This window comes from Kitasatospora sp. NPDC058492 (assembly GCF_042720685.1).
In the GTDB taxonomy this organism is placed as follows: domain Bacteria; phylum Actinomycetota; class Actinomycetes; order Streptomycetales; family Streptomycetaceae; genus Kitasatospora.
Map to the genome: position 1 here is coordinate 300,078 of NZ_JBHXMU010000001.1, position 12,149 is coordinate 312,226.

The window sequence follows — 12,149 nt, forward strand, 5'->3', positions numbered from 1 at the left end:
CTGGATCTCGCGGCGGGATTTGCCCGCGATTTCGCAGGATCACGCCACCAGGAGGCCCTTCGATGCACGAATCCACCGGCAGCCGACGGTGACCGGCTCCGAGATGCCCGACACCGCGACGACCGGCACCGAGGTGACCGGCACCGCGACGACCGGCGCCGAGGTGACGGTGGACGAGCTGGACCTCGCCCTGGTGAACGCGCTGCAGTTGCGGCCCCGCGCACCCTGGTCGCTGCTCGGCCAGACCCTCGGGATCAGCCCGGTCACCGCCGCCCGCCGCTGGCGCCGACTCTCGCAGGCCGGGATCGCCTGGGTGACCGCCTACGGTCTGCCGCACCCCGAGGACCGCGGGTGCGTCGCCTACCTCGACCTCGACTGCGCTCCCGGCCGGCTCCGGCAGATCGCCGACGAACTGGCCGAGGACCCGCACGTGATGAGCATCGAACACGTCGCCCAGGGCTGCGACCTCGTCGTCACCGTGGCCTTCACCGACCTGGCGACGGTCTCCCGGTACACCGCCGAACGGCTCGGCCCACTCCCCGGGGTCAACGCCGTCCGCGTCCACCTGGCAACCGGCTTCTACGCCGAGGGGATCCGCTGGCGACTGGACTCGCTGGACCAGGCCCAGCGCGTGGAACTGCACGACGATCACCTGGCGGGCTACGGGACGCCGTCCGGCGTACGAGCCGAAGTCCGGGAAGAAGACCGGGAGTTGCTCATCAGACTGGGCGTCGACGGCCGCCTCGGCCAAGCCGAGCTGGCCGCCGCCACCGGGCTCAGCCCGTCCACGCTGCGCCGGCGCCTCGACCGGCTGGCCGCCTCCGACGCGATCCGCTTCCGCTGCGAGATCGCCGCCCGCGACGCCGGCCGGCCGGTCCTGGCGACCTTCCGGGCCGACCTCCCCCCGGAGCGGCTCGACGAGGTCGGCCCCCAGCTCGCCAGACTCCCCGAGGTCCGGCTGTGCGTGTCCGTCACCGGCCCGCACAACCTCCTGCTCTCCGTCTGGCAGCGCTCCCTCGCCGACGTCCAGCGGCTGGAAACCGCTCTCGCCCGCAGGTTCCCCGACCTGCGGGTGGCCGAGCGCCGCGTGTCGCTGCGCACCGTGAAGCGGATGGGCCGAATCCTCGACGGGGACGGACGCGCGGTCCGCGCCGTTCCGCTGGACATCTGGCGGGATCCGATCCCGCTCTCCTGACGGCCGTTCAGGTCCGTCCCTGCTGCAGCGCGCCGTCACCAGGAGCTGCGGGCCGCCTCGCGCAGGCCCGGCGGCCCGCCCGTGTGTTCCGGCCATTTCCGGGCGTAGGCGCCCGTACCGGCCGCCCCGGTGGGCAGGATGGCCGACGGCCCGCGCCACTGCCCGGCCGGGCCCCGCAGACCGATCGGAAGGCAGGGACCAGCCATGCCCAAGAGCGCACGGCGATGCACGGCGGCGGCGACCGTCTGCGCCGCACTCATCGGCGCAGTCGGCCTCCTCGCGCCATCCGCCCAGGCCCAGGCCCCGACCTCCGTACAGGCACCGGCGACCGTGTCGTCGACGGCGGACCGGCCCCGGGACACCACCACGCCCCCGGGCACCGAGGGGCAGTCCACCACGGTCACCCGTCCCGGCGGCACCCAGGCGCGGTTCGCGGTCTTCTCGACCGCCGACGGCACCGGCGGGACCATCTGGTACCGGACGCAGTCGTCCTCCGGTGGCCCGTTCGGCGCCTGGAGCCAGGTCAACGACATGAGCCTCAGCTACCGGAACCAGGTGCTCACCGCCGCCGCGGACGCCGACGGCGCCCTGGAGGTGTTCACCATCGGGTACCAGTCGTCGGTCCTGGTACGGATGCACCAGGCGGGCCCGGACGGGCCGTGGTCGGCGCCCGAGCCCTTCGGCCCCGCCGGGGGGCTGGTGCCGAGGTTCTTCGGGGTGCCGGTGGCCTTCCAGCGGGCGGACGGCGCGCTGGCCTTCTTCGAGGTCTACCAGGGTTCGAGCAGCCCGCAGTTGTACGTCAACGAGCAGAGCACCCCCGGCATCTGGGGCTCCTGGACCAACCTGGGCACCGGTCCGCTGTCGGAGGCGGTGGCCACCCCCTCCTCCGTCACCGAGGCGGCCGACGGGAGGCTGACGGTGCTCGCGCACATGTGGAACGGCCCCTCATTGTCCGCCGAGATCTCCGAGCAGGCCCCGGGCGGTGCCTGGGGCCCCTGGCGCGACTGCCGCAACGGCGGCTGCGCCGGGGGCTGACCGCCGGCGGCCACGCCCGGAAGCCCCGCGTGGCGGCCGGGAGGCCGAGCACACCGCCCCCCACCGGGATGCCCGGCGGCCTCGACCACCCCCGGGCCCGAGCCGCCCGAGGCGCTGGCGCAGACTGGGAGACGAACACCCGACCGACCGACCGGAGGACGACACCCATGGCCGACCGGCCCCTGACGCTGATGGCAGTCCACGCCCACCCCGACGACGAGGCCACCTCGACCGGCGGCGTCCTCGCCCGCTACGCCGCCGAGGGCATCCGCACCGTCCTCGTCACCTGTACCGACGGCGCCTGCGGCGACGGCCCCGGCGGCGCCAAGCCGGGCGAGGAGGGCCACGACCCCGCCGCCATCGCCGAACTGCGCCGCCAGGAACTCGAAGCCAGCTGCCGGATCCTCGGGGTCGACCACCTCGAACTGCTCGGCTACGGCGACTCCGGGATGATGGGCTGGCCCGCCAACGACGCCCCTGGATCGTTCTGGAGCACCCCCGTCGCCGACGGCGCCGCCCGGCTCGCCGACCTGATGCTCCGCTACCGGCCCGACGTCGTCGTGACCTACGACGAGAACGGCTTCTACGGCCACCCCGACCACATCCAGGCCAACCGCATCACCATGGCCGCCCTCACCCAGGCCGCCCTGACGCCCAAGGTGTACTGGACGACGGCGCCGCACTCGATGATGCAGCGCTTCGGCGAGCTCATGCGCGAGTTCGGCACCGACGGGGACACCGCGGCTGACAGCACTGACGGGGACAACCCGGAGCCCACCGGGGAGGCCGTGGAGCTGCCCCCGATCGGGCTGTCCGACGAGGAGATCACCACCTGGGTGGACGCCACCGCCTTCGGCGGGCAGAAGTACGACGCGCTGCTCGCGCACGCCAGCCAGGGCGAGAACATCTTCTTCCTGAAGATGGGCCGGGAGCGGTTCACCGAACTGATGGGCGTGGAGACGTTCGTCCGGGTCCTCGACACCACCGGCGCGGCGCTGCCCGAGAAGGACCTGTTCACCGGCCTGCGCTGAGCCGAAGGGCAGGCCCGGGGCCTCGGAGGAAACGATGCAGGCCACGCCCGGAAGGGCGTGGCCGCTTCCACTCGGGGGCAGTCGGCAAGGGTCCTGACGGATCAGCGGGTGGTGTAGCCGCCGTTGGCGAACACGGTCTGCCCGTTGATCCACCAGCCGTCGGTGAGCAGGAACTTCACGAGCGGGGCGATGTCCTCGATCCTGGTGAGCTCCCCGTTCATGGAGGACGACTTGTGGTAGACGACGGAGTCGTCGGTCTCGGCCGGGTAGAAGAACGAGGTGTCCATCGGGCCGGGGGCGACGTTGTTGACGGAGATGTTGCGGCCGAACAGTTCCTTGGACAGGGCGCGGGTGAAGTGCTCGACGGGGGACTTGCTGCCCGCGTAGACGGAGTACAGGCCGGTGTAGGCGGCCAGCAGCGAGGTCACGATCGTGACGATCTTCCCGCCGTCCTCCAGGCGCTTGGCCGCCTCGCGCATCATGAAGTACGCCGCCTTGGTGTTGACGGCGAACATCCTGTCGAACTCCTCCTCCGTGGTCTCCGTCATGGGCTTCTTGATGACCATGCCGGCCGTGTTGACCATGCAATCGACCTTGCCGAAGGCGCTCACCGCGACGTCGAAGAGCGTCTCCACCTCGGAGACCCTGCTCAGGTCGCCCTGATGGACGATGGCGTCGCCACCGAGCTCCTTCACGTCGGCGGCCGTCTGCTCGGCCTTGTCGCGGGAGGCGTCGCTGTTGTAGTGCACAACGACCCTGGCACCGTCCCGGGCGCACTCCTTGGCGATGAGGCTGCCGAGGTTCTTCGATGCGCCTCCGATGACGACGACCTTGTCCTTGAGCGTGTGGCCGGGCATGGAACTCTCCTCATCAGGAGCCGGGGGAAGGGGAGGGGAAGTCGGGCAGGCCCGCCGGCCCGGACGAGTGCGCCTGGCGCCTCGCTGCCACCACCACGCTCACGCTATGGCGGCATGCCAGGGCCCGCATGTCGAGGTTCCGCGGCTTGCGCCCGTGGCAACCGGCACCCACCACCACGCACCAGGGAAAGGCCCACGGCTTGGTGCCGGCCCACAGCACGCCACGGGCGGGTGTCCCTGCCACGCCCAGGAACACCGGGGTGCCGCCCCGCCCACCCCCGCTCCCCCAGAGTTAGGAGTCACGCCGGGCTGTCCACGAGCGTCCGATTCGTCGGCCCCGGCCTCAGCGAAGCCGACGAAAGGCACGACGTGACCACCAGCGCTCCCGGCGGCACCCTCACCCTGGCCCCCGACCTCGCCCTCAGCCGGATGGGCTACGGCGCCATGCAGCTGGCCGGCCCCGGCGTCTTCGGTCCCCCCAGGGACCGCGACCAGGCCCTGGCGGTCCTGCGCGAAGCCGTCGAGCTGGGCATCACCCACATCGACACCAGCGACTACTACGGGCCGTTCGTCGTCAACGAACTCATCAAGGAAGCCCTGCACCCCTACCCGGCCGGACTGCACATCGTCACCAAGGTCGGCGCCCGCCGCGACGAGACCGGCGACTGGATCCCCTCGCAGGAGCCCGCGGACCTCAAGGCCCAGGTCCACGACAACCTCCGGCACCTCGGCCTGGAGGCCCTGGACGTCGTCAACCTGCGCCTGGACTCGGTGGAAAACATCTCCGATGCGCCCATCGCCGAGCAGTTCGGCGCCTTGGCCGACCTGCGCCGTCAGGGGCTGATCCGCCACCTGGGCATCAGCGGCGTCTCCGACGCCCAGCTCACCGAGGCGCAGGCCATCGCCCCGGTCGTCACCGTCCAGAACCTCTACAACCTGGCCAACCGGCAGGACGACTCACTCGTGGACCGCTGCGCGGACCAGAACATCGCCTTCGCCTCGTTCTTCCCCTTGGGCGGCTTCAGCCCGTTCCAGTCCCAGGTGCTCAACGATGTCGCCGCCCGTCTCGACGCCTCCCCGCAACAGGTCGCACTGGCCTGGCTGTTGCAGCGCTCGGCAACCACCGTCCTGATCCCCGGCACCTCCTCCATCGCCCACCTGCGCGAGAACACCGCCGCGGCCGACCTCGTCCTGCCCGCCGACGCCGTCGCCGAACTCGACACCATCGGCTCCGCGAGATCGCGGTAGTCCTCAACGCGGCTGGCAGCGCTGCCACTTCGACTTCGCCGACGCCACGCCGATCATCGGGGACCACGGCCGTCGAGCCCATGGGCGGTGTTGCGAACGCCGCGGATCCCGCGTCCTGCGGCGGTTCCCGCACAGCCCGCCGGGATCCGGGTTCCGCCGCGGTTGCGCCCGTACGGGTGGCCTTCAGCGCTTCCGGCTCCCCTCCGTTCGCGTACGGCACTAGGTTGCTGGGCGACCCGCTGGCCCGCTTCCCGGAGGACACCGATGGCCATCCCCGCCCTGGACCACTCGACGACCCGCTATTCCCTCCCCCACGCCTACTGGATGGCGCAGGCCGCCGGACTGGCCGTGCTGGACCGGGCCGGCATCGAGGACAAGGCCCACGCCTGGGGCTTCGACGAGGTGCGGCACTTCGAGTCGACGCACCAGATGCCGTTCCCGATCGAGGACACCCAGGCCTACACCATGGCCAGCGACCGCATGATCGTCACCGGCTTCCGGGGCACCGAGGTCCTGAAGATCTACGACTGGCTCACCGACGTCAGCACCCCGCCCGTTCCCGGACCGGCGAACAAGGGCTTCGTCCACTACGGCTTCCACCAGGCCCTGCGGTCCGTCTACCCCGAGATCCGCGACACCATCCGGGGACTGCGCACCAACGGGCAGAGCGTCTGGTTCACCGGCCACAGCCTCGGCGGCGCCCTCGCCATGCTGGCCGGCGCCTGCTGGTACTTCGAGGAGCCTCGCCAACTCCCCGACGGCGTCTACACCTTCGGCCAGCCCCGCACCTGTGAACGCCTTCTCGCCGCCGCCCACAACACGGCTTTCAGGGACTGCTGCTACCGCTTCGTCAACAACAACGACATCGTCCCCCAGCTCCCGCCCGAGCCGGCCTTCACCCATGTCAACGCACTCCGCTACTTCGACGCCGACGGAGAGCTCCACGAGGCCATGCCGCTCATCGCCGGGCTGAAGGACCGGGCGAAGGGCTACCGCCAGGACATGTTCGCCCCCGAGACCGACGGCATCAAGGACCACCACCTGCGCAACTACCTCGCCGCGTTCGAGAAGAACCTCGCCACAGCCGCCTGATCGCAGGACACCCGGGGCCGACCCCACAGGGCCGGGCCCGACCCGACGTCCGCTCCACAACCCGACGGGAGGCTGCGGCGGACGGCGAGGAGTCCGGGCTTCGTGGGCGAAGCGGCCGTGACCGGCACGGGGACTGCACGGTGTCCTGCTTCGCCCGGAGCCGGGTTGATGTCTCGTTGGGCCGACCACCTCGCCGCCCATCAGTACGGCTCAGTACGGCGATGCGTCAGTGCCGCCTGACTCTGCCCTTCTCCGAAGCCGCCGTCGGCCGGGCATCGAACGTACAATCGCCGGACGAGTAGGTGCGGGAGGGCGCAGTGGGACACTTCGAGGGCTTCGACGTCACCGGGTTCTGGGACGATTCGGCGTACGCGCTGGAGCAGTACGTGGAGGAGGCCCCGCCCTCGCCGGAGTTGGTCGCGTCGTTGGAGGAGGAGCTCAGCGGATACCGTCTGCCCGACTCCTACGTCGCGCTGATGACCGTGCACAACGGCGGCACCCCGGCCCGGACCTGCTTCCCCATGCCCGAAGCCACGTCCTGGGCCGACGACTACATCGAGATCACCGGAATCCGGGGCGTCGGGCGGACCCGTCCGCAATCGCTCGGCGGCGAGTTCGGCAGCCGGTTCTGGATCGACAGGTGGGAGTACCCCGACATCGGTGTCTACTTCGCCGCCATGCCCTCGGGCGGCCACGACATGCTCGCCCTCGACTACCGCGCGTGCGGCAGGCGCGGCGAGCCGACCGTGGTGCACGTCAGCCAGGAGGCCGACTTCGCGATCACCTTGGTCGCGGAGAACTTCGAGGCGTTCGTCACGGGCCTGGTCGACGAGTCCGTCTACGACACCTCGGAGCAGGACCGGCTCGCCGACCTGGCCGCGGTGCGCGACGGCAGCTTCTCCCCCGTCCTGCTGCGCGCCTTCCGCGAGGTCGCGGACGTTCTGCCCGACGCGGACCGGCGGATGCGGGCGCTCGCCGAGGCCCTCGTGCACGACAAGGGGTTCTTCGCCCTGCACGCCGACGCGCGCTCCACGCTCATGTACGACTACCTGTTCTGGCTGTTCAGCAGCTTCAACCGGGTCGACTCCTTCGAGCGGTACCTCAGAACGCCTGCGCAGGACGAGCCTTCCTACGCGCTGCCGGACTACGGGCTCATGATCGCCTTCGGCCTCGAGTCCGAGCAGTACGGCTTCCGCACCGGCGGATACGCCCCCGGCTTCCTCGAGGACTGGTGGAACTCCCGTATCGCCTCGGGTCAGATCGTCGAGACTGCCGACGGCTATCGGTTGACCGACGCCACCATCACCACGCTGCTCGACGGACTCGCCACCGTGGCCGGGCAGGACGGGTAGCCGTGTTCGCCGGGCCAGTTGGTGCCCGTCCGGCGGCGGCACCGCTTCCTCCTCCCCGGAAAGGAACCACGCCATGACCGCCCCGCACACCTTCCCCCTGAAACCCACCCCGATCCATGTGCCCGACGAGGTCCTCGACGACCTGCGCACGCGTCTCGCACTGACTCGTCCGCCGCTGGACGAGGGGAACGAGGACTGGTCCTACGGCGTCCCGGACAGCTACCTCCGTGAACTGGTCGCCTACTGGCGGGACGGGTACGACTGGCGCAAGGCCGAGGCCGCCATCAACGCCCACGAGCACTACCAGGTGAGCGTCGGCGGCGTCCCGGTGCACTTCCTGCGCAAACCCGGCCGCGGCCCCCGCCCGATCCCGTTGATCCTCACCCACGGCTGGCCGTGGACATTCTGGCACTGGTCGAAGGTGATCGACCCGCTCGCCGACCCGGCCGCGTTCGGCGGCGACCCCGCCGACGCGTTCGACGTCATCGTGCCGTCCCTGCCCGGCTTCGGCTTCCCCGGCCCGCTCACCGGCTTTCCGGACGTCAACTTCTGGAAGGTCTCCGACCTCTGGCACACCCTGATGACCGAGACCCTGGGATACGGGAAGTACGCCGCCGGGGGCTGCGACATCGGCGGGATCGTCTCCAGCCAGCTCGGCCACAAGTACGCCGACGAGCTGTACGGCATCCACATCGGCTCCGGGCTGCCGCTCGACTTCTTCACCGGACCCCGCGCCTGGGACTTCGCCCGGAACCGGCCCCTCACCGACGACCAGCCCGCCGACGTCCGCGCCCGCACCATCGAGCTGGACCAGCGCTCGGCGTCCCACCTCGCCGTGCACACGCTCGACGGCGCCACCCTCGCCCACGGGCTGAGCGACTCGCCCGCCGGACTGCTCGCCTGGCTGCTGGAGCGCTGGAACGCCTGGAGCGACAACGGCGGAGACGTCGAATCCGTCTTCACCAAGGACGACCTGCTCACCCACGCCACGATCTACTGGGTGAACAACTCCATCGCCACGTCGATGCGTTACTACGCCAACGCCAACCGCTACCCCTGGGCCCCCGCCCACGACCGCACCCCGGTCGTACAGGCCCCGGTCGGCCTCACCCTCGTCACGTACGAGAACCCGCCCGGCATCCACACCGCCGACGAACGCGTCCGGGCGTTCAGGACCGGCCCGCAGGCCGACTGGTTCAACCACGTCAACGTCAACGCCCACGACCACGGCGGCCACTTCATCCCCTGGGAGAACCCCGACGCCTGGGTGGACGACCTGCGCCGCACCTTCCACGACCGCAGGCCCTGAACAACCCGGCCGGCTCGCCCGGCGACAGGCCGGGCGAGCGTTGCCCCGCGCGTTGCCCCCCGCGGGGGCGGGCGCGGGGCGTGCGCGGGGGCGACGGTGGGATCAGACGGCAGGATCAGGGGTGCTGGAAGGCGACCTCCGGGTCGGCCGGTGACGGGCCGTCGAGCAGCGGCTGCGGGATGCCGCGCAGGTGCAGGTCGAAGAAGGCCCCGACGTAGGCGCGGGTGATCTCCTCCGCGCGCTGCGCCGGGATCGGCACGGCCGGGCCGGCCACGCCCAACTGTGCGGCGAGGACGGGCAGATCGGTGAAGCTGGAGTGGTCGGAGCCGGCGATGGTCAGCCACCGCTTCCAGCCGTCCAGGCGCGCCCAGTCGCGGTCCCAGCTGGTGTCCGCGCCGCCCGGGCTGTGGTTGGCCAGGGTGCCGAACATGAGGAAGGGGCGGCCCTGGAGGCCGGCGGCGGGGACCGGCGCGAGGAAGGTTCCGTCCATGTTCACCCCGGCTCGTACCCGGTCGTCAACAGCCATGGTCGCGGCGGCGGCGTCACCGCCGATGGAGTGCCCGGCCATGCCGATCCGCCGCGGGTCGATCATGCCGGCGTATCGCCACGGTGAATGACGGTCGGTCAACTGATCGACGACGAAGGAGAGATCCGTGGCCCGGCTCCGGGCTATCGCCTCCAGAGCCTCGAGGGTGGGGGTCTGGTCGCAGACGGCGCAGGTGCGGGTCCGTCCGTCGGGGAAGGTCACACCGGTGGACTCGTAGGTGTGGTCGACCAGCGCGACGACGTACCCGCGACTGGCCAGGTCCTCGGCGAGGCCGGTGAGGGTGGCGCGCGGCAGCCCGAGGCCGGGCGAGAGCACCAGCAGGGGGAACCTGCCGCGCTCCGGCCGTGCGTCGGCGTGCGCGAAGGTGCGGGTGCCGCCGAGCGCTTCGGCCGGGACGGCGCCGCCCTGAGCCGCCTGCTGAAGCAGCAGCCGGGCCTCCTCGGTGGTCATGTAGGGGGCCGGTCCGCCTGTCCCGGGCCGGGCCGGGTAGTACGTCGACACCATCAGTTCCCGGGCACCCGCGGCCGGCACCCAGGGATCCCGGCGGTGCTGGTCGACGAGGTGCAGGGTGCTGCGTCCGATCGCGTGCGGACCCGTCGGGCGGGGCAGCTCCAGCTGGACGCCGGACCTGTCCGAGGCTGCGGAGGGGGCCGCGGACGGGGCCATGGAGGGGGCTGTGGCGGAGGGCCCGGGCGCGGCGAACGCCGTACCCGCTCCGATGATCGGCAGCGGCAGGACGAGCGTGAGCACGGCGGCCAGGGCAGCACGACGGATTCTGGTCATTCCGGCGACGCTAGTTCGCGGGCGCAGTAGTTGACATCCCCTCAGGGGAGGACGGGGAAGGGGACAAGGCATCCCAGCGGAGGAGGAGCGGGCATCCCAGCGGATGAGGGCGGACGGGCCGGCGCAACAGGCGGGCCGGCGCAACAGGCCGGACGGGCCGCGGCGGCGGGCCGTTCCGTCCCCCGTGCGGAACGGCCCGCCGACGGCTCCCGCTACTTCAGCAGGAAGTCGTACACCGCCTGCCGTCCGGCCGGGTTCGCCGCCCGGTTCTGCACCGAGTGCGCCGCCCCGGGCACGATCACGGTCTGCGGGTCGTGCGCCAACTCGGCCTGCTGGTAGAGCACTTCGTACGGCGTGGACAGGTCCCGGTCGCCGCCGAGCAGCAGCACCGGCACGTCCGGCAGCTTGCGGTGGTCCGACGGCGCCGGCGGCACCTGCTCGCGCGGCCAGTCGAGGCAGACCAGGAGGCTGCCGAGCCCGGTCGCGGTCGCCGGGTCGTACGGCCAGGTCTGCTCGGCGGTCAGCCGCTGCCGGGTGCGCTCCAGCGCCGCCGCACGGCCCGCGACCGGGGTATCGGTGGTGCCCCACGGGAAGCGCGAGTCGGCGCACAGGGCGGCGGAGTGCAGCCCCTGGCTGAGCTCCTCGGCCGAGGCCGCGTCGACCTGCCGGCGGACCAGGTCGAAGAAGTCCTGGAGCTTCGCGGGCTGCCCGGCGGCGGCCTCGTGCAGGATCTCCGGGACCCCGCCGTAGTTCGGGTCGATGAACTCGTAGCCGGTGAGCGCACTCAGGATCTGCGCCCCGTTGCCGTACCGCCGAACCGTGGCGGCGAGGTCGGCGGCCGGGTCGGTGGTGCAGCCGGTGGCCTGGCAGGCGGCCCGCAGGACCCGGGCGCTCGCGGGCAGCGCGGCCAGGTCGAGGGGGTCGAAACCCTGTTGCGGCACCACCGAGTCGAGCACCAACCGGGCCACGTGCGCCGGGTGGGCGAGCGCGTACCGCTCGGCGACGAAGCTGCCGTACGAGACGCCGTCCAGGGTGAGGCGCCGGTCGCCGAGGGCGCGGCGCAGCAGGTCGATGTCGGCGACGGTGTCCGCCGTGCTGTAGTGGCGGGAGTTGGGGCCGAGGGCGGCGGCGCAGTCGGCGATCGACTGCTTGCGCGGCAGGGCGAGGTCGGAGGAGCCCATGTCCTCCTGGAGGCCCGGACACTGGAGCGCGCCCCGGCCGGTGCCGCGCTGGTCGTACATCACCAGGCGGTAGTCCTTGAGGACGGGCTCCAGCTTGCCCGCCATCCGCTTGATCGCCGGGACGCCGGGCTGGCCGGGGCCGCCGGTGAGGAACAGCAGGTCGCCCTTGGGCGCCGTGGTGTTGCCGGTGACGGCCACCTCAAGGTCGAGGGTGCCGGGGGTGGCGCCGCTGTGGTCGAACGGGACGGTGAGGGTCCCGCAGCTGAACTCGGGTGCGTCCGGGCAGGGCGCCTGGCCGGTGATCCCGCCGACGCGGGCCGGTCCGGCCGTGGCGGCGAAGCCGACTGCAGGGGTGGCCAGGGTGGTGCCGGCGACCACCGCGACGGCGCCCAGCAGGGCGGCGACGCGGCCGCGCGTGCTCGTCATGTTCGTCCTTCCGCTCGCGCCGCGTCCGTGCTGACGCGGTCACGGAACCAGCCTGCGCCCCGGGGCTCTTCGATGGGGAGCGTTCGGGCGGGA

10 protein-coding genes are annotated in these 12,149 nt (G+C 72.0%); 7 read left to right on the forward strand and 3 right to left on the reverse strand.

Translation table 11 applies throughout. From position 1 onward, the window contains the following. The first annotated feature begins 88 nt into the window (after positions 1-88). The 3 genes from ACFWPI_RS01240 to ACFWPI_RS01250 all read left to right on the forward strand — a co-directional run bounded on the left by ACFWPI_RS01240 (position 89) and on the right by ACFWPI_RS01250 (position 3,261). A complete protein-coding gene (locus tag ACFWPI_RS01240) occupies positions 89-1,195 on the forward strand; it encodes an Lrp/AsnC family transcriptional regulator (protein WP_380369429.1) in 1,107 nt (368 codons plus the stop codon). A gap of 204 nt (positions 1,196-1,399) precedes the next feature. After that, a complete protein-coding gene (locus ACFWPI_RS01245; RefSeq protein ID WP_380369431.1) occupies positions 1,400-2,230 on the forward strand; it encodes a hypothetical protein in 831 nt (276 codons plus the stop codon). Positions 2,231-2,397: 167 nt separating this feature from the next. Continuing rightward, the gene (locus ACFWPI_RS01250; RefSeq protein WP_380369433.1) at positions 2,398-3,261 is read left to right on the forward strand and encodes a PIG-L family deacetylase; all 864 of its coding nucleotides are present in this window, start codon (positions 2,398-2,400) and stop codon (positions 3,259-3,261) included. A 101-nt stretch (positions 3,262-3,362) separates the two neighbouring features. On the opposite strand, the gene ACFWPI_RS01255 is transcribed toward ACFWPI_RS01250, so the two are convergent. After that, positions 3,363-4,118 (reverse strand): SDR family oxidoreductase, encoded by a 756-nt coding sequence (locus tag ACFWPI_RS01255; protein ID WP_380369436.1) that lies wholly within the window; start codon positions 4,116-4,118, stop codon positions 3,363-3,365. 369 nt (positions 4,119-4,487) lie between these two features. On the opposite strand from ACFWPI_RS01255, the gene ACFWPI_RS01260 reads away from it, so the two are divergent. The 4 genes from ACFWPI_RS01260 (at position 4,488) to ACFWPI_RS01275 (ending at position 9,119) form a co-directional block, all read left to right on the forward strand. Next, positions 4,488-5,366, forward strand: coding sequence for an oxidoreductase (locus ACFWPI_RS01260; RefSeq protein WP_380369439.1), 879 nt, complete (start codon positions 4,488-4,490; stop codon positions 5,364-5,366). A gap of 264 nt (positions 5,367-5,630) precedes the next feature. Beyond that, positions 5,631-6,458: a lipase family protein gene (locus ACFWPI_RS01265; RefSeq protein ID WP_380369442.1), complete on the forward strand. Its 828-nt coding sequence runs from the start codon at positions 5,631-5,633 to the stop codon at positions 6,456-6,458. A 317-nt stretch (positions 6,459-6,775) separates the two neighbouring features. Next, positions 6,776-7,810 (forward strand): SMI1/KNR4 family protein, encoded by a 1,035-nt coding sequence (locus ACFWPI_RS01270; RefSeq protein WP_380369445.1) that lies wholly within the window; start codon positions 6,776-6,778, stop codon positions 7,808-7,810. Between the two features lie 73 nt (positions 7,811-7,883). Beyond that, positions 7,884-9,119, forward strand: a complete 1,236-nt coding sequence (locus ACFWPI_RS01275) for an epoxide hydrolase family protein (RefSeq protein ID WP_380369448.1) — start codon at positions 7,884-7,886, stop codon at positions 9,117-9,119. Positions 9,120-9,234: 115 nt separating this feature from the next. Here ACFWPI_RS01275 and ACFWPI_RS01280 read toward each other — a convergent pair whose 3' ends face one another. Then, positions 9,235-10,449, reverse strand: a complete 1,215-nt coding sequence (locus ACFWPI_RS01280; RefSeq protein ID WP_380369450.1) for an alpha/beta hydrolase family protein — start codon at positions 10,447-10,449, stop codon at positions 9,235-9,237. A 212-nt stretch (positions 10,450-10,661) separates the two neighbouring features. Beyond that, positions 10,662-12,056, reverse strand: a complete 1,395-nt coding sequence (locus tag ACFWPI_RS01285; protein ID WP_380369453.1) for an alpha/beta fold hydrolase — start codon at positions 12,054-12,056, stop codon at positions 10,662-10,664. Positions 12,057-12,149 lie beyond the last annotated feature (93 nt).

Bases quoted from the DNA above. Each gene is read 5' to 3' on its own strand.
- ACFWPI_RS01245 (WP_380369431.1), top strand. From the start codon at position 1,400: ATGCCCAAGAGCGCACGGCGATGCACGGCGGCGGCGACCGTCTGCGCC.
- ACFWPI_RS01250 (WP_380369433.1), top strand. From the start codon at position 2,398: ATGGCCGACCGGCCCCTGACGCTGATGGCAGTCCACGCCCACCCCGAC.
- ACFWPI_RS01255 (WP_380369436.1), bottom strand. From the start codon at position 4,118: ATGCCCGGCCACACGCTCAAGGACAAGGTCGTCGTCATCGGAGGCGCA.
- ACFWPI_RS01265 (WP_380369442.1), top strand. From the start codon at position 5,631: ATGGCCATCCCCGCCCTGGACCACTCGACGACCCGCTATTCCCTCCCC.
- ACFWPI_RS01275 (WP_380369448.1), top strand. From the start codon at position 7,884: ATGACCGCCCCGCACACCTTCCCCCTGAAACCCACCCCGATCCATGTG.
- ACFWPI_RS01280 (WP_380369450.1), bottom strand. From the start codon at position 10,449: ATGACCAGAATCCGTCGTGCTGCCCTGGCCGCCGTGCTCACGCTCGTC.
- ACFWPI_RS01285 (WP_380369453.1), bottom strand. From the start codon at position 12,056: ATGACGAGCACGCGCGGCCGCGTCGCCGCCCTGCTGGGCGCCGTCGCG.